Raw genomic sequence first — 16691 nt, forward strand, 5'->3', positions numbered from 1 at the left:
AGGGGTACCACCAACCCAGCATCGCCACGCATCTCGTTCCGCGTGGTGGGAAGGGCACGGATTACCTTGCACCCAGATAGTCCATTCGGCGCACCTTCGGTGCTGTTTGCGTGCAGGCGGCGCATTGGCGGCCATTTTTGCCCTTCTTCGTTGTTCATAGCTCAAGCTATGAACGCCTCAGTCAGGCCAAAACTGCCTCGCCACTGCATCCACCTGCCCTGCAAACCCTCATGGACTATCTGGATTGAAAATTCGGAGTTTCACTCCGAAAATTCGCAGTAAAGTTCAACGATGATCGCACGCAATCGACATCTCGCAGACATTGCGCAAGGGCTACGGCAGTTTCCTGTGGTGGCCCTGCTGGGGCCGCGTCAAGTAGGCAAAACGACTCTGGCTCGTCAGGTGGCCACGCGGTGGGACGGGCATGCACATCTTTTTGACTGGGAAGATCCCGACGACCAGGCCCGATTGAGCGACCCCTCTTTTGTGCTGCGCGGCTTGACAGGATTGGTGGTGCTGGACGAAATGCAGTTGCGGCCGGATCTCTTCCCCTTGTTGCGCGTTTTGGCCGACAGGCCCGGCACACCCGCCCGTTTTTTGATTCTGGGCAGCGCAGCGCCCGAATTGCTGCGCAACACGTCGGAAAGTCTGGCGGGGCGCGTCCTGTTCCATGAACTGGACGGCTTGGCCTTGGAGGAACTGCCGCCAGAACAATGGGAGATGCGTTGGCTGCGCGGCGGCTTTCCCCGCGCTTTGCTGGCCGAAGACCTGGAACAAAGCCGTGCCTGGCGTGCGTCGTTGATCCGCACCTACCTGGAACGGGATCTGCCCCAACTGGGCATCAAGCTGCCGTCACTGACCTTGCGCCGTTTCTGGACCATGCTGGGGCATTACCACGGCCAAACCTGGAACGGTAGCGAACTGGGGCGCGCACTGGGCGTTAGCGACAAAACCGTTTCACGGTACCTGGACATCCTGGAAGGCACGTTCATGACCTGGAGGCTGCGACCCTGGCATACCAATCAGGGCAAACGGGAGGTCAAAGCCCCCAAGGTGTATCTCGCCGATACAGGCTTATTGCACAGCTTGCTGGGGATTGGCGACGAACAAAACTTGCTGGCGCACCCCAAATGCGGCGCTTCCTGGGAAGGGTTCGTCCTGCATGAAATCCTTCGCCAAACGCACACAGGGCGTGACGAGGCGTTTTTCTGGGCCTTGCATTCGGGTGCGGAACTGGACTTGCTGACAGTGCGCCATGGTCGTCGTCTGGGCTTTGAAGTGAAACTCACCCGCTCTCCCCACGTCACGCCGTCGATGCGGTCAGCACAGGAGACTTTGGGGCTGGATCATCTGTTCGTGGTATGCCATGGCAACGGCCCCCCATGGCCTTTGGCCCCCGGCATCACCGCCTTGCCGCTCTACGCATTGGGGGAACTGGCCTCGCTGTATTGACCACGCTGTGTCCCACCGATGCGCGATGCACCCACCCCCGTTGGAGCGACGCAAGTCGCAATGGCCCGATTGGCCACCTCGCGCATCGCCTGCGCACCCCGGTTGGCGAGCCGCAGGGGGACGGCCTGGGCAAAGTGGGGGAAATTGCGAGCGATCGATTGACTGTACGCAGGGTCGTAGTGGAGTTCGAGCAGCTCGCGCACCACCTGCGTCAACGCGCCATTGCGTGCGCGATCCTGCCAGGATGCCACCGTGGCTTTGCCACGCAGCGCAGACAGCACGGAAAGCCGCTGGCAAAAGTCGCCGATGTCGTCGGCAAGGTGCGCATAGTCCTCCATCAACAAGGCCACGCGCTCGTCGATCGGGAGCTGCAAATCCAGGCACGGGCTGTTGCGCATTGCGTCGATCAGCACGGGGGGAACGCTGAGGTTGCCCACCTTGCGGCTTTCGCTTTCGACAAAGACGGGGCGCTCGGGGTCGAAGCGGCGCAGGGCTTCCCAAATGCGGGTCTCGAAGTGTTTCTGACTCGGTTGGGGTTCGCCGTGGATCGCGCCCAGCACCGAACTGCGGTGTACCGCCAGCGCTTCGAGGTCGAGCACCTGCGCACCTTGCTCGGCCAGTGCGTGCAGCAGGCGCGTCTTGCCGGCACCCGTCGGCCCGCAGACGACGCGCCAGGCCAGCGTGGGAACGCGGCGCTGGGTGTCCGCAACGACCGCTGCCCGAAACGCTTTGTACCCCCCGGCAAGCATGCTGACCCGGAAACCGATCTGCGCGAGCACCAACGCCAAGGAAGCACTGCGCTGCCCGCCGCGCCAGCAATAGACGAGCGGGCGCCACGATTTGGGCAAGTCGAGCGCCTCGTTCTCGATATGCGCGGCGATATTGCGCGCGGCCATCGCTGCGCCGCGCTTGCGCGCCTCGAAAGGGTGTACCTGTTTGTAGATCGTCCCGACGATCCGGCGCTCTTCGTTACGCAGCGTGGGCCAATTGCGTGCGCCGGGCAGATGGTCGAGGGCGTATTCGTCCTCGCTGCGTGCGTCGAGGATCGCGTCGAAGTCATCCAGCCGCGCCAGCACCTCGTCGGCGGACAGGCTGCAAGGGTTGCAGGGCGTGGCCCGGGTGGGCAGCACGGCCGGGGCTTCAGCGTCTGCGCAGGAGGTGGTGGTACTGCTTGCCGACGGTCTGCTGTGCGAGCAATTCATTGCCAGTCTGTCGTGCAAAAGCCTCGAAGTCGCGGATTGACCCGATGTCGGTCGAGATGATTTTGAGCGTCTGCCCCGTTTGCAGATCGGCCAGTGCCTTTTTGGCACGCAAGATGGGTATGGGGCAACTCAACCCGCTTGTATCGATTTCCTTGTCTGCCTGCATGAGGTCACTCCCGATGGCTAGTAGTCCGTTCCACCACAAACATGCCGGAATGAAATGGACGGATTTACTAGTTCACCACCCATTCCCCGGTAGTCTGCTGGGGAAAACAATCCCGGTACGAAAAATACAGCGAGCAAAAAAACATGCTCGCCACCAGCAGCAGCGCGGGGAAAGCCAGCATCCGCACGGGTTCCGCCAGGCCCAACATCGACCCCAGGAGCTGCAAAACCGTGATGGTCAACACCATGATCCCCATCCATGCCAGCCCGAAGACGAGAAAAGCCGACACATTGCGCGCACACGCCACCAAGCTGAAAAACAGGCTTTTGGCGACCGGGAGCCGGTGCCAATAGACCAGCGCAGGGGCATGCCACGTCATCCACGACAAGGGAATATGCAGTGCGATGAACACCCACATCGCAGGGAACAGCGGCGTGTCAGCATTGGGCGAGGCATTGCCCAGGTACACCTCGGCAAACTGGCCCCCATCGACAAAGCTCGACGCGCCTATGGCCAACAGCGCCCCTGCTGCATACGCCAGCCCGATTCCCCAGATGCCCGGCGTCGCTGGGCTGGCGGGAACAAAGCCACAGAACAACGTCGTCAACGTCGGCATCGCCCCTTCGTGCAACGTCCGCGCAGCAACCATCAGCCCCAGTGTGGCGCCCGGCAGCATGGCCATGGCCAGGGGCACGCCCAGCCACGGTAGCAGGGTCAGCAGGGACATCCAAGCCATGAAGAGCAGAAACAACATCATCCACGTGGCTGGGTGCCGGGCCACGGTCAGTACCCCCATCCGTACCCAAATCAACCCCGTTCCTGCGGGAACCAACCCCAGCTTCATCGGGAGGGGCCTTTCCTCGCAGCCCGATGGCGCAGCACCCGCTCAAAGTGGCGGGGGTCGTGGGCGCGCAGCAGCTTGGCGTCGCGGGGCAGGTACCAGTCCCACAAGCGTGACAACCAAAACCGTAGCGCCCCCGCACGCAACATCGGCACGAGCAGTTCGCGTTCCGCCGCTTCCAGCGGACGCACAGCATCGTAGGCGTCGATCAGCACGGCAGACAACACGGGGTCCTCGGCACCCGTCTGCGGGTCGACGCACCAGTCGTTGAGGGTCACTGCCAGGTCGAACAGCCAGGTGTCGATGCCGGCAAAGTAGAAGTCGAAAACGCCGCTGAGCACAGGCCCTGTAGCAAGATCACCATCTGGCCCGCCCTCAGGATTTCCCTCTACCCCAGCATCTGCGAACAAGACGTTGTCACGAAACAGGTCGGCGTGAATTGGCCCCCGTGGCAGCGCGGCATACGCGGGCAGGGTTTGGCGTTGCAGGGCGATTTCCGCGTCCAGCAGCGTGGCCTGTTCTGCATCAAGGTGCCCACGCACGACTTCTGCCGTGTCGATGCACCAAGGCAGCCCGCGCAAATGCGGTTGATACAGGGGAAAGTCGTGCCCTGCAAGATGCATCCGCGCCAGCGTCACCCCCACCTGGGCGCAGTGCCGGGAGCCGGGGCGCATCGCAGCACTGCCCCGCAGCCGGTCCACGACGCTGGCCGGTTTGCCCTGCATCCGAAACACCAACTCGCCCCGTGCGTTGGCATGGGGGCGGGGAACGGGGATGCACCGCAGCGCCAGATGCTCCATCAGCCGCAGGTAGAACGGAAGCTGATCGAAGTCCAGGCGCTCGAAAAGGGTCAGCACGTAGCCGTGCGGCACGCCGTCACGCTCGGTGGTGACGAAATAGTTGGTGTTTTCGATACCGCCGGGGCAGCCCTGCATATCCCGCAGCGTTCCCAGCCCCAGCCCGGACAGCAACTCGCTGGCCTGCGCGAAGGACACCTCCGTGTAGACCGCCATCGCTCAGAACCCAAGCACTTTCCAGCTTCGCTCTCCGGTTTTGGGGGCGATCTGGTACGCCGGCATGCTGCTTTTGGGTTGGACGGTGATTGTCTGCGTCTCCCCGCCCACGCGCAGTTCGTCGATGCGCGTAGCCGTATCTTCCACGTGGATGCGCTCGGTGCGCTTCTCGACCTTGGGGGAAGTCGGCGCAGTGGGCGACGTGGGCGTAGTGGGAGCGATGGGAGCCGACACAGGCTCCGTCGCAAAAACCAGCCCGGAAAGGGCGCACAACAGGGGGATGCACAAGGCTCGCATAGTCGAATCCGTCCTTTTCTGGGTAGCGGGGCATTGTAGGGAGGCAGGCGCAAAACGCTGGGGGCGTTGGCTATGCTGGCGGTTCTAAAGTGGACCCCGACTTCAAGACAAAAATTGAAGATGTCCTTCCATCCAGGGAATCCAGAATCATGAGTGAAACGAAGAAGCGCAAAGTCCACACCGCAAAGTACAAAGCGAAGGTGGGGTTGGAAGCCTTGCGCAATGGTGAGTATTCCGGTCCAGCGCACGAAGATGTCATAGGGTTTTTCGCCTGCCAGGATGGCTGCCAGTTGCCACTTCAGCGCCTCGGCCTTGGCGATCTTGAGCGTGGCATCCGCATTCTCCGTATCGACAGTGCGTTTCTGCTGGGTGATCCAGTCGCCCAGGTAGAGGTTGATCAGGGTGTTGAGCTTCTCGTGCGTCAGCAGGTGGTAGTTGATCAGCGCTGAAAAGCCTTCCTTGTGGCCCGTCTCAGACGTGCCAGATGAAGGGGCGCTTCTGGAAGCGTGCGAAGAGCATGCGGTGCCAATGCTCGTAGGCAATTTCGGTGACGAGGTGGTCGACGGCTTGCGTGTCGTCGGGGCGGAGAGAGTCGCCCAGCGCCCGGCCATGGGCGCGCAAGCGAACGCGCAGCGTTTTCTGGGCAACGGTGGCTTCCAGAATCTTGCGGTGTTCGCGGGAGAGGGTTTGCTTCATGTTGGGTTCAACTTCTGGCGAACGCGAGCAAGGGCGCGATGAGACCCACGTTGGCCGCTTGCAGGGCGGCGATGTATTGCTGACGTGTTTCGCTGGCATGGACCAAACTACGGCTGCCCCAAGTGAAACGGGGCTGGCCCAGACGCTTGACGAGCAGATCGGCCATCAGACGGGCATGACGGCCATTGCCGTTGGGGAAGGGATGAATGGCGACTAGACGATGATGGAAGCGCACCGCGATTTCGTCGGGCGGATAGCTGGCGTGTTTGCTCTGGTACTGGGCATCGTCGAGCAGGTTCTTGCCTTCGACACCGATCTTGAGCCAATCAACGCCGATGTTCGTGTCGGTCTTGCGAAACTGGCCAGCCCATTTCCAGGTTTCGCCGAACATCTGCTTGTGCAACTGGCGCAAGAAGGCTTCGGTGAGGATTTCCGTGCGTTGTTGGTGTGCCCAACTCTCGCCCTGGACGATGTTGAGTTGCTCCCATTCGTTCAATTCGCTCTGCGTGGTGATGTGGCCGGGAATCAGGCTGGCAAGTTCGTCAGCATCAAGCGGCGTGGCACCGGGGGGATCGTCGAGTTTGGTAGTCATCGCTATTTGGCTTCCCGCTCCGGTTGTTTCCAAAGGACGTGCCATGAACCCTTGAGCAGGTTCTCGGCTAGGGCGCGGGTTTGCGACTCGAGAGCCTCGCGTGAAGTCGCTTGTGCTTCTAGCGCCATGGTGTGACTGATGGATGCCATTTGCTGGCGTGCCAACGCCAGGGCGCGGTTTTCCAGGGTGTCGGCCAAGGACTGCTTGGGCACCAGGGCATATTGCAACTCGCAACCCATGGCTTCGGCGGCACGGCGCAAGGTGGCCAGGCTGATGGTGTCATCGGCCTCGGAGGTCTCCAGCCGGGTGACGGTAGACGTAGTGACACCCAGCCGATCGGCGAGGTCCGTTTTGGCCATGCCCAGGCCCTCGCGGATGGCCTTGATCCAGCCTATGGGCGGGCGCGGTGGCAAGTCGGCACTGCACCAACGGTTGAGGTTGGCATCGACTTGGCGAAGCTTGAGTTCAGAGAAGTTGCATTTCACTTTTTACTCCATAACGCAAAGTACATAGTTTATAATATAACTTAAATAAAAAAATAAATGAATTTATTATTTTGTTAGTTGCTGCAAAAGCTATTCGCTCGGCCTCGTCGCCCTGAAGGGTACCCGAATGTCAAGACAATTTTTCGGTCGATGTACGCTGTAGCTGTTGACACACACCACTGCACGGCGTTGCCCCGATTTTTATGTAACTTCTCAAAAAGTTATGGAAATATATTGTTTTTCGTCAAAAACAGCATATAATGCTATCCATAGATCAAGCACAGATACTAGCCAAAGACGAGTATAACGTGTTCCTCGTACCGAGTCTCCCGCAAATTCCTGCAGAAGAAATGTGTCTGCGTTGCAAAAATAAGTCGGGCACCATTGATGCGCTAGCTGAAACTATCCAAGAATTGAAAAATTCGGCTGGTTCCACAGTACAGACAGCAAGAGCAGAATCAACTTCCTCGCATGTTTGCACGCCGGTCCGGTCACAACCCAGGTCAACGAACATGCCCTGACCTACATGGAAGAGCATGGCTTGAGTAATGACGTATATAGTCAGCTACAAAATCATGCAACTGCTGAGTTCTCAAGCATCGAACTATGGCGCAAACATCACGAAGCATTGAAAATCGACAGTGAGACGCACGTACGCATTGCGACGGAAGGTGCTTTACTTGGGAGCCTGGTAGAAAAAGGCTTCAACCTTACATTGGCCATCGTCAGTGATGGAGCCGGTCAATGAAGGGCAGAGACAAGCTGTAGCGCAGGTGCGCTCCGATATATGGAGGTTGTATGGGGACTTGAAAGCATACAAGCGCAGCCCGAACGCGAATATGGTAGAACAGTTCGAAAAACGTTTTGATAGTGTTTTCAATAGAAAAACCAGCTACCAAACACTAGATAAGCTACTGAAACGCTTGTATGGAAAAAAAGAAGAGTTGTTAATATTACAACGGCCAGAAATCCCGAACCATACGAACGGAAGCGAAACCGACCTTCGGGATTTTTGAAAGAAACGAAAAGTGAGTGGTGGAACCCGTAGCGACCTTGGGCGACAATGTCGAGACACGTTTGCGAGTTTGAAGAAAACTTGTCGGAAACAAGGTATTTAGTTTTGGCGTATTTGGAAGATCGCATCACACGAACTAATGCCATTCCGCGATTGGCGACGCTCATTCGTGCCTAATACATTTCTGCAATTTCGCCATAACTTATTGAGAAGTTACAGCACAGCGAACACCGTTCAAACATCTCCCACAAGCGTAGAGAGGTCGGGCGGGGGAGGCTGGAGGGCTGCCATGACTTTCCTGATTCATAGCTCAAGTGGACCCCAATGAGCCTCTTGCAAAACTCCCATTCCGGGGCTGAATTTTGCCGGTCGAGGCAAAAATTTCGAATGCGGGTCAAACATGAATCAGAACAAACGGCTGACACGACTGCATGGCATCGAAGGGAACGACTTCGAGTGCCAACGCGCCGTTGAGTAAAAATACTCAACATGGTGCGCAATCCTGAACCCACTTTCCAGCGTGCGCAGGCAGCGGTGCTGGCCGGTCGCCTGAACAAGCCGCGCCGATGCATCCATGTGGTGGCCGGGCCTCGGCAAGTAGACAAGTCCACGCTGGTACAGCAAGTCACCGCGACACTGCCACAGCCGGTGCGTTATGCCAGCGCCGACAAGCCTACGCGGCGCGGCCTGGACACAGCGCACCCTGCTGGTGGGCGGCGACGGCATCGCGCTGGAGGATTTTTTGCTGCGTCCCGTTGCGCACTGGGTGGCAGGGTGATCAAAGGCTTTGATTGCGGATTCCGGTTCAACGTGAACGGGGATTCTGGGAGCGTGACCGAGTGGTCGGTGTTGCGCGTTTTGCGGGCAAAAGAACTCGTCGAAGTACATTCCTGCCCGTGTGGAGAAAATGAAGTCTCACTTGCCAGGCTCGTCTGTCATTCTTCTGCGGTCTTTGAACGTACTGTTCCTCCAGGCTTATCGCCCAGCGGACAGCGCCTCCATGATGAAAGCCGTCGAACTCATAGAGAAGAACTGGTTCCCTCCGGGCTGCTGCGGCACATGAACGCAAACTAAGGGTTCTCCCGTGACGACACGCACGAACTTTGTCCTCGTCGATTTCGAGAATGTTCAGCCGAAGGATATCGGGTTGCTCAAGGGTGGTCCTTTCAAGGTCAAGGTTTTCCTTGGCCCCAATCAATCAAAGATTCCCGTTTCGCTGGCTACGGCACTGCAATCTCTGGGCGATAGTGCCGAGTACATCATTCTCGAAACTGCTGGAAACAATGCCCTCGATTTCCATATCGCCTATTACATGGGTACATTGTCCGCGACCGAACCGACGGCCTTCTTCCACATCATCTCGAAAGATTCCGGGTTCGATCCGCTGCTGAAATATCTCAAGGGAAAGAAAATCTTTGCTCAACGCTCAACCTGCATTGCAGATATTCCCTATTTTAAGCCTGCTCTCCCCGCCACGCATGAAGCGCAAGTAGGTGCCGTCATTGCCGATCTTGTTCGCCGTAAAGCGTCGAAACCGCGAACACAGAAAACTCTGCTGAGCACGCTTCACGCTCTTTTCAAGAAGGAGCTTTCCGAGCAACAGCTCGCTGAGTTATTCTCCGAATTGTGCAAACGCGGCATCGTCAGGGTTGATGGCACAAAGGTTTCCTATGCTCTGCCAGCAGGGCCATAACTCTGCGCTCCAGTGAGACGATCTGCATGCAAGCCGACTTCGCGCCCTGAGGTACGACGTGAGACGGCAAGGAAGTGTTGTGGCAGCCAATGCATATTCGGAGTCAGTATGACTGAAAATGATTTTCTGGAAGTAATTGACTTACAGATGGATATGGCAAATATCCACCGAGACATTTTTATGGAATGTATAGACGACGATGATTTATCGCCTGAAAACTCGCTTGCTGTAATTATGGCATCTCAGTTTCTTTGGCTCTACTACAAATTTAAAGCTCTTTGGCATAAATCAATTGCGCTTGAGGACCTCCTAACAAAAAAAGAACCCAGTATGGTTTGTTTTCTCCAACAGATTTTGAAATGCTTGTGCAATCGATGATGTATCTCGTTTTTAATAAATATTTCTACATAAAAAAGGCAGTCACGATGAAGGAATAGATTTAATAGTCACTGAATATTATAAAACAGATATTGTTTTGGTTTCAATTACAAGCATTGTACAATGCAAGCTATATCGAGATCAAGCTCCAGTATCAGATATTCGTGACTTCTTTGGTGTTATGGTTTCAAGGACTGCCACGGGGTATTTTTTACAACATCAACACTATCAAATCAAGCGATTAATAAATTTCCCCCTCTGGCTAATTCATCCTCTCACGCAAATAAGCTACATGTTGTTTCGGGAAGGGAATTAAAAAAATTATTAAACATCTGTCAGCCCATGGCTTCTGAAAGAATCGACGCGTACTCCACCCAAACACAAATTGATAATGAATTTTTTTACGGCGAACGCAAGAAAGCAAAAGAAATTATGCACAAAATGCCGCCCAAACAAGAAAGCCTCTTCTAATATCTGTTTACGCATACGCGACACCTTGTTGTCGAGCGGGATGCCGCGCTGAAGCACGTCGCCCGTTCTTGTGACGTTTTGCATAGAAGCAATGAGGAGCCATGAAACCAATCCGGATTTACCTAGACATGTGCTGTCTACAGCGCCCAATGGATGATCAAGCCCATATGCGCATTCATATCGAAGCTGAAGCCATTCTTGGCATATTAGCTTGGTGTGAAGCTGGAAACGCGGACTTATTAAACTCCGTTGCCTTGGAATATGAAGCTGACCACAACCCTCATCCGTCAAGAAAGGCTTTTGTTCAAGAAGTCTTGTCAAAAAGCGTTTTTACCGTTCAGGCTACGGACTCTGTAAAACAACGTACTCAACACTTCGGAAAATTTGGAATCAAAGTATTAGATTCGTTACATCTTGCTTGCGCGGTAGAAGCGAAAGCAACTTATTTTTGCACTTGCGATGACCGTTTTCTTAGGCGAGCAAAGCAGATGAATACTAAAACAACAAAGGTAGTTTCCCCTTTGGAACTTATCGAGGGAATTGAACCATGACCATCCCAGCAATACCTTTACAAGAAATTACCAATCAGGCCCTTCATATTCTTGCAAAAGAAATGGGAGCGGCTAATACTATGCGTTTTCTAGGCCAGTTTTCTACTGGTACTGGAAATTATACTGAGGAAAGAGAATATCTTTTCGGCCAACTTACCTTGGATGATGTTCTTGCTGAGATAGGAGAAAAAAGCGGCAAGACCCAAGCCTAAGTGTGGCTTGCCGAACGTCTCGAAATGTTGGGATATCCATCCCATCATTCAACCAAAATTCCGACATTGGACGCGCCCGAGTGTGCTGCTGGCGGCGCGTCCAACTGAGGAATCTAGGTTCATTCATCACACGAAATCACCGCACGCCCAGACACCCCCCTCCCCTCACGCACCCAAAAACTGCGTCTTGTTCCCCAGCCACCGTTGTTCGTGCGCCTGGGCTGCTTCGGGGTTGTGGGTGAGAAGGTGGCGGGCGGTGTGGCGTGCCCAGTCGAGCACATCGGCGTTGTCGCGCAGGTCGGCAAAGCGCAGCAGCATCGCGCCGGATTGGCGCAGCCCGAGGAATTCGCCGGGGCCGCGTATCTCCAAATCCCGCTGGGCGATGGCAAACCCGTCCTGGCACTGCGCCATGGCCTGGAGCCGGTCACGTGCGCCTTCGCCCAGCTTGCCGCCTTCTTCTGCAGCGTAGAGCAGCACGCAGGCCGAAGCAGCCTGCCCGCGCCCCACCCTTCCGCGCAATTGATGGAGCTGGGATAGGCCGAAGCGCTGGGCGTTCTCGACGATCATCAGACTGGCATTGGGAACATCCACGCCGACTTCGATGACCGTCGTGCTGACCAGCAGCCCCATCGTCCCGGCAACAAATTCCTGCATAACCATGCGCTTCTCGGCAGGGGACATACGCGAATGCAGCAGCCCCACGCGCACCCCCGGCATAGCGGCGCAGAGTTCCGCATGGGTCTGGGTGGCATTGGAAAGGTCAAGCGCCTCGCTCTCCTCGATCAGCGGGCACACCCAGTACGCCTGCCTTCCCGATTCGACGGCGATGCGCACGCGCTCGATCACCTGCCCCCGGCGTGCGGCGTGGACGAGCCTGGTCACGACCGGCGTTCGGCCTGGGGGCAGTTCGTCGATCGTCGAAACGTCGAGGTCTGCCCAATAACTCATCGCCAGCGTGCGAGGGATCGGCGTTGCGGTCATCATCAGCAAATGGGGTTGCAGAGGGGGCTGCAGAGGAGATGTACTGTCTCCACCGTCGCCCACGGTAGCCGTCTTGTTGCGCAGCTTCCAGCGCTGTTCGACGCCGAAACGGTGCTGTTCGTCGATGATCGCCAGCCCCAACCGCGCAAAGCGCACGGTGTCTTGCACCATGGCGTGCGTTCCCACAGCGAGCTGCGCCTGGCCGCTGGCGATGGCGTCGAGCGCGGCGTGACGCTGCCGTTTGCCCTGCCCCCCCATCAGCCACGCCACCTGCACCCCCAGCGGTTGAAGCCACGCAACGAGTTTGGCGATGTGCTGGGTCGCGAGGATTTCAGTCGGCGCCATCAGCGCGCATTGCCAACCCGCATCGATGGCAATGCACGCGGCCATGGCGGCGACGATGGTCTTGCCGGAACCGACGTCACCTTGCAGCAGGCGATGCATCGGCGCACGGCGCCGCAGATCGTCGGCAATTTCCGCACAGACGCGGCGTTGCGCGGCGGTCAGCCCAAAAGGCAAGGCAGCCAGCAGGCGCTCTTGCAACGTGCCGCCGGCCAGCGTCGGCGCACGCTGGCGCTCCCGCTCGGCACGCGAACGCTGTTGGGCGATTTGCTGCGCGAGCAATTCCTCCGCCTGGAGCCTGCGCCACGCCGGGTGCGTGCGCTGCGGCGGGTGCGTGCGCTGCGGCGGCGGACCGGGTGGGGGGTGATGCAACAAAGCGAGCGCGGCGCGCAACGTCCACGCGGGGTCGATTCCCGCTTCCTCCCAACACTGCGGGGGCACGAATTCGTCGAGCACGGCGGCTTGCAGGCCCCCGTCGATGGCTTTGCGCAAATACGCCTGCGGCAGCCCTGCGGTGCTGGGATAGACGGGGGTCAGCGTTGCAGGCAGCGTCCCCCCGGCGGGCTGGAAGGCCGGGTGCAGCATCGTCCACCCGGCAAAACCGCCTTTGACCTCGCCACGAACGCGAATCTTCTGCCCCACGGCCAATGCACGCTGCATCCCGGGGGTGAAAGAAAAAAACCGCAGCAGACACGTTCCCGTTCCGTCGTCAAGCGTCACGAGCAACTGCCGACCTGCGCGCACCTCGGTGGCACGGATCTGGCCTTCGATCTGGGCTGTTTGCCCCTCCCGCACGGTGCGCAGGGTATACAGGCAGGTTTCGTCCTCGTAGCGCAGCGGCAGGTGCAGGGCCAGGTCGATGGGACGCACCAGCCCGAGTTTGTGCAGCGCCCGCTGGGGGCCGGAACGCGGCGTCATTGCGACTTCCATCGCTCCCACAACCTGTAGCAAACGCTGGCCCCAACGCTAGGCATTGGGGCACCACGCCAAACCGTCAGCCCATCCCGAAAGCGCATGGATTGGTTGGGGTCAACGCAAATGCTGCCCCACCAACCCGGCAATCTCGAACATGTGGACCTGGGGTTTGCCAAAGACTGCTTGCAGCTTGTCGTCGGCGCGAATGGTGCGGCGGTCTGCGGGGTCCTGAAGCTGCTGGGCCTTGATGTAGTCCCAGAGTTTTTTGATGACCTGCGTGCGGACGACAGGCTCCGCGCCGATGACTGCGGCCAGCTCCGCGCTGGGGGTCGATCCTGCTGCGGAGGGAGCAGATCGGGGAGCGCGCGCCTTGGCGGCGGGTTGGGTGGCGCTCGCCGTTCTTGTGGCCGGGGTTGCTTTTGCCCCTTTTGTGACTTTGGTGGCTTGGGTCGCTTGGGTCGCTTTTGTCGTTCTTGTGGTCTTCGTTGCCCTCGTTGCGACTGTGGCTGCTGTCGCTCCGGTCGCTCCCGTGGCCTTTGCAGCCGCTGCGGTGCGGGCGCGGGAGGATGCAACCCCCTTCTTGGGCACGGTGAACTCGAATGTCACCTTGTCCTGCTGGGCGTCCCACACCAGCGCGGCCTGGAAAGGACGGCGAGTGCGTGCGCTGACAAAGCGCTGCAATACGTCGGTGCGCCCACCGGCCAGGAGCTTGCGCATCTGCACGGGTTCCACCGCCTGTTGCAAGATCGTCTTGCCACTGCGGAACGTACACGCTTGCCCAACCTGTTCCTGCGAGGGCACGGCCTTTTCGCAGACGTATTCCTTGCCATGCTCAAACACCCCGGACCGGCACCGGGGGCAGGCGCCCAGCGGCTCTTGCCCGGAAAAATCGACAGGCCCGAGCGTTGCCGAAGAGGTGCCGAAATCAAATTCGAGCCGGTAGTTGCGCGCCTCGTCGTCGTAGCGCAGCACCATCTCCGCAGCAAAGGGCAGGCCGGCTTTGGATCGGAATCCTTCGAGGGGGCCGATCCTGCGGTCATGCAAAAAGCGCTCGACCTCCTCGGCCTCGAACACCCGCCCTGCAGGCATCTTGCCGAAAGAAAAGCCGCAGCCCTCCCCTTGCCCATCCGGCCCTACGCAGGCATAGCGCCGGTAGTTTTCCTTGACGACACCACCACACTGGGGGCAAGGGGTGCGCAACGTCGCAAAGTTGCCGGGGACGGTGTTGCCGTCGTAGGACTTGGCTTTTTGCACCAGCCGCTGCGTCATATCCGCAATATCCGCCATGAAACGGTCACGGCTGAGCTTGCCCTGCTCCATCTGGTTGAGCTTGTATTCCCATTCGCCAGTCAGCTCGGGACGGGACAGTTCCTCGACCCCCAGCCCGCGCAGCAAGGTCATGAGCTGGAACGCCTTGGCGGTGGGGACAAGCTCGCGGCCATCACGCACCATGTAGCCTTCCTGTAGCAGCCCTTCGATGATGCTGGCGCGCGTGGCGGGAGTGCCGAGTCCCTTTTCCCGCATGGCTTCGCGCAGCCCTTCGTCGTCAATGAACTTGCCCGCGCCTTCCATCGCACCGAGCAGCGTTGCTTCCGTATAGCGGGCTGGGGGGCGGGTGGATAGCCCCTTGGCCTGCGCTTCGACGGTGGACGCGGATTCTCCGGGCCGCACGACGACGAGGCTCTGGGTCTTCTCATCGCGCACTTCGGTGGCGGCCTCTTTGCCGTAGATGGCCAGCCACCCCGGCTGCAACAGCACCTTGCCTTCGCTTTTGAAATGGTGCTCGGCCTGCGGGCAGGCGACGACGGAAATGCGCGTCGTCAACTGGTATTGCGCCGGAGGGAAAAACACCGCCAGAAAACGCCGCGCAACCAGGTCATAGAGCTTTTGTTCCGCTTCCGATAACGAGGTCGGCGCTTGCAGCGTAGGGATGATCGCGAAGTGGTCGCTGACCTTGGCATCGTCGAAGACGCGCTTCTGCATCCGCAGATACCCTTGGTCGATCGCCGTTTGGGCGTGGACTGCGAGGTGCGGCATCGCGCTTTGCGCAAGCATCGCGCACGTTTGCTGCACCACAGGCAGATAGTCTTGCGGCAGGGCGTGCGAGTCGGTACGCGGGTAGGTCAGCGCCTTGTGCCGTTCATACAGGCTTTGCGCCAAGGACAGCGTCGTCCGCGCAGAAAAGCCGAATTTGGCGTTGGCCTCGCGCTGCAGGGACGTCAGGTCGAAAAGCAAGGGGCTGGACTGCGTCGCCGGGCGGGTTTCCTCGCGAACGGTGGCCGGTTTGCCTTGCACCGCGCTGGCAATGGCGCGGGCGTCTGCCTCGTTCCAGAGCCGGTCTGCGCGCAATTCGGGGTCGGTATCCGCCGTAGCGCTCGTAGCGGCCGTGGCAGCGGCGGCATTGGCGGTGGCAGGGGCAGCAGCGGGCTTTTTCCATGCCGGGTCGAACCATTTGCCGGGATACACCCCGGCCTCGACGGCGAATTGCGCCTGCACTTCCCAGTAGTCGCGGCTGACGAAAGCGCGAATTTTTTCCTCGCGTTCGACGACGACGCTCAGCGTGGGCGTCTGCACCCGACCGACAGTCGTCAGAAAAAACCCGCCGTCGCGGGAATTGAACGCAGTCATCGCCCGCGTGCCGTTGATGCCGACCAGCCAATCTGCCTCGCTGCGGCAACGGGCGGCGTCGGCTAACGGGCGCATTTGCTCGTCGGTGCGCAGGGCATGAAAACCGTCCCGTATCGCCTGCGGCGTCATGCTCTGCAACCACAGGCGCGACACTGGTTTACCCAAGGGTTTGGAACCGGCTGCGTACTGCTCGATCAGGCGAAAGATCAGCTCCCCTTCCCGGCCCGCGTCGCAGGCATTGATAAGGTTGGTCACGTCCTTGCGCCGCGCCAGTTTCACCAGCGCAGACAGCCGCGTTTTCGTCTTCTCGACGGGTTTGAGGTCGAAATACGGCGGAATGACCGGAAGATGGGCAAAACTCCACTTGCCGCGCTTCACGTCGTATTCCTCCGGGGCATGGATTTCGAGCAAGTGCCCCACGGCGCTGGAGACGACGTAGCGGGCGTTTTCGTAGTACTCGTCGTGCTTCTCGAACTTGCCCGACTCAGGGGTCAGGGCGCGGACGATGTCTTGCGCTACCGAGGGTTTTTCTGCAATAACCAATGTTTTCATCTGACTAAGTATCATTTCTAGGACGTACGCAAAATTGTCCCAGCGAGGCAACCCCACGCAGACAGCACCAAGCAGTACGGAAAGTGGGTTGAACGACGCTGGGGCGGTTTTGTGTACGTCCTCATTTCCTCATTTCGACCCGTTTGAAAATCGGGCGGGCCGGTACGCCATAACGCCATCGTGGTGTACAAAAGCCTTGTACAGGAGCC

At 58.7% G+C, this 16691-nt stretch carries 20 protein-coding genes; 10 read left to right on the top strand and 10 right to left on the bottom strand.

What is annotated here, in order from left to right; all coding sequences use genetic code 11:
• The first annotated feature begins 291 nt into the window (after positions 1-291).
• Positions 292-1452, top strand: a complete 1161-nt coding sequence (locus tag CENROD_RS06980) for an ATP-binding protein (protein WP_022773368.1) — start codon at positions 292-294, stop codon at positions 1450-1452.
• On the opposite strand, the gene mnmH is transcribed toward CENROD_RS06980, so the two are convergent.
• The 5 genes from mnmH to CENROD_RS07005 form a co-directional block, all read right to left on the bottom strand.
• Positions 1419-2582, bottom strand: coding sequence for a tRNA 2-selenouridine(34) synthase MnmH (gene mnmH, locus CENROD_RS06985; RefSeq protein ID WP_238551753.1), 1164 nt, complete (start codon positions 2580-2582; stop codon positions 1419-1421). The genes CENROD_RS06980 and mnmH overlap by 34 nt on opposite strands.
• Before the next feature lie 10 nt (positions 2583-2592).
• Entirely contained in the window at positions 2593-2820 is a 228-nt protein-coding gene (locus CENROD_RS06990) for a sulfurtransferase TusA family protein (protein WP_022773375.1), read from the bottom strand.
• A 67-nt stretch (positions 2821-2887) separates the two neighbouring features.
• Positions 2888-3664 carry a BPSS1780 family membrane protein gene (locus tag CENROD_RS06995; protein WP_022773379.1) on the bottom strand — a complete coding sequence of 259 codons (777 nt, stop codon included), beginning with the start codon at positions 3662-3664 and terminating at the stop codon, positions 2888-2890.
• On the bottom strand, positions 3661-4674 hold the full coding sequence (locus CENROD_RS07000) for a homoserine kinase (protein WP_022773382.1): 1014 nt from the start codon (positions 4672-4674) through the stop codon (positions 3661-3663). The genes CENROD_RS06995 and CENROD_RS07000 overlap by 4 nt, the downstream gene beginning before the upstream one ends.
• A 3-nt stretch (positions 4675-4677) precedes the next feature.
• On the bottom strand, positions 4678-4971 hold the full coding sequence (locus CENROD_RS07005) for a hypothetical protein (protein ID WP_022773386.1): 294 nt from the start codon (positions 4969-4971) through the stop codon (positions 4678-4680).
• A 149-nt stretch (positions 4972-5120) separates the two neighbouring features.
• Between CENROD_RS07005 and CENROD_RS07010 the strand changes: the two genes are divergently transcribed.
• Positions 5121-5420 (top strand): hypothetical protein, encoded by a 300-nt coding sequence (locus tag CENROD_RS07010; protein ID WP_022773389.1) that lies wholly within the window; start codon positions 5121-5123, stop codon positions 5418-5420.
• A 22-nt stretch (positions 5421-5442) separates the two neighbouring features.
• Here CENROD_RS07010 and CENROD_RS07015 read toward each other — a convergent pair whose 3' ends face one another.
• From CENROD_RS07015 to CENROD_RS07025, 3 genes are read right to left on the bottom strand one after another with little or no spacing between them, the layout of a single operon-like run.
• On the bottom strand, positions 5443-5667 hold the full coding sequence (locus tag CENROD_RS07015) for a hypothetical protein (RefSeq protein ID WP_022773391.1): 225 nt from the start codon (positions 5665-5667) through the stop codon (positions 5443-5445).
• A 7-nt stretch (positions 5668-5674) separates the two neighbouring features.
• A complete protein-coding gene (locus tag CENROD_RS07020) occupies positions 5675-6259 on the bottom strand; it encodes a mobile mystery protein B (protein ID WP_022773395.1) in 585 nt (194 codons plus the stop codon).
• Positions 6260-6261: 2 nt separating this feature from the next.
• On the bottom strand, positions 6262-6744 hold the full coding sequence (locus CENROD_RS07025; RefSeq protein WP_022773399.1) for a mobile mystery protein A: 483 nt from the start codon (positions 6742-6744) through the stop codon (positions 6262-6264).
• Positions 6745-7219: 475 nt separating this feature from the next.
• On the opposite strand from CENROD_RS07025, the gene CENROD_RS13570 reads away from it, so the two are divergent.
• The 8 genes from CENROD_RS13570 (at position 7220) to CENROD_RS13090 (ending at position 11064) form a co-directional block, all read left to right on the top strand.
• Positions 7220-7492: a hypothetical protein gene (locus CENROD_RS13570; RefSeq protein ID WP_151194599.1), complete on the top strand. Its 273-nt coding sequence runs from the start codon at positions 7220-7222 to the stop codon at positions 7490-7492.
• Complete coding sequence (locus CENROD_RS07030; protein ID WP_022773410.1) at positions 7476-7760, top strand: hypothetical protein; 285 nt, start codon at positions 7476-7478, stop codon at positions 7758-7760. The genes CENROD_RS13570 and CENROD_RS07030 overlap by 17 nt, the downstream gene beginning before the upstream one ends.
• Before the next feature lie 488 nt (positions 7761-8248).
• A complete protein-coding gene (locus CENROD_RS07035) occupies positions 8249-8833 on the top strand; it encodes a hypothetical protein (RefSeq protein ID WP_022773418.1) in 585 nt (194 codons plus the stop codon).
• A 10-nt stretch (positions 8834-8843) separates the two neighbouring features.
• Positions 8844-9452, top strand: coding sequence for a PIN domain-containing protein (locus CENROD_RS07040; protein WP_022773419.1), 609 nt, complete (start codon positions 8844-8846; stop codon positions 9450-9452).
• Between the two features lie 108 nt (positions 9453-9560).
• A complete protein-coding gene (locus tag CENROD_RS07045) occupies positions 9561-9830 on the top strand; it encodes a hypothetical protein (RefSeq protein ID WP_022773421.1) in 270 nt (89 codons plus the stop codon).
• A gap of 19 nt (positions 9831-9849) precedes the next feature.
• A complete protein-coding gene (locus CENROD_RS14570) occupies positions 9850-10146 on the top strand; it encodes a restriction endonuclease (protein ID WP_081699838.1) in 297 nt (98 codons plus the stop codon).
• 256 nt (positions 10147-10402) lie between these two features.
• Complete coding sequence (locus tag CENROD_RS13085; protein ID WP_022773427.1) at positions 10403-10852, top strand: PIN domain-containing protein; 450 nt, start codon at positions 10403-10405, stop codon at positions 10850-10852.
• Positions 10849-11064 (top strand): hypothetical protein, encoded by a 216-nt coding sequence (locus CENROD_RS13090; RefSeq protein WP_022773431.1) that lies wholly within the window; start codon positions 10849-10851, stop codon positions 11062-11064. Before CENROD_RS13085 ends, CENROD_RS13090 begins: the two co-directional genes overlap by 4 nt.
• A 165-nt stretch (positions 11065-11229) precedes the next feature.
• Here the strand turns inward: CENROD_RS13090 and recG are convergent, their stop codons facing one another.
• Positions 11230-13305, bottom strand: a complete 2076-nt coding sequence (recG, locus tag CENROD_RS07055) for an ATP-dependent DNA helicase RecG (RefSeq protein WP_238551754.1) — start codon at positions 13303-13305, stop codon at positions 11230-11232.
• Between the two features lie 111 nt (positions 13306-13416).
• Positions 13417-16482 (bottom strand): DNA topoisomerase III, encoded by a 3066-nt coding sequence (locus tag CENROD_RS07060; RefSeq protein WP_041193372.1) that lies wholly within the window; start codon positions 16480-16482, stop codon positions 13417-13419.
• Positions 16483-16691: the final 209 nt, after the last annotated feature.

The organism is Candidatus Symbiobacter mobilis CR, assembly GCF_000477435.1.
Classification (GTDB): Bacteria; Pseudomonadota; Gammaproteobacteria; order Burkholderiales; family Burkholderiaceae_C; genus Rhodoferax; species Rhodoferax mobilis.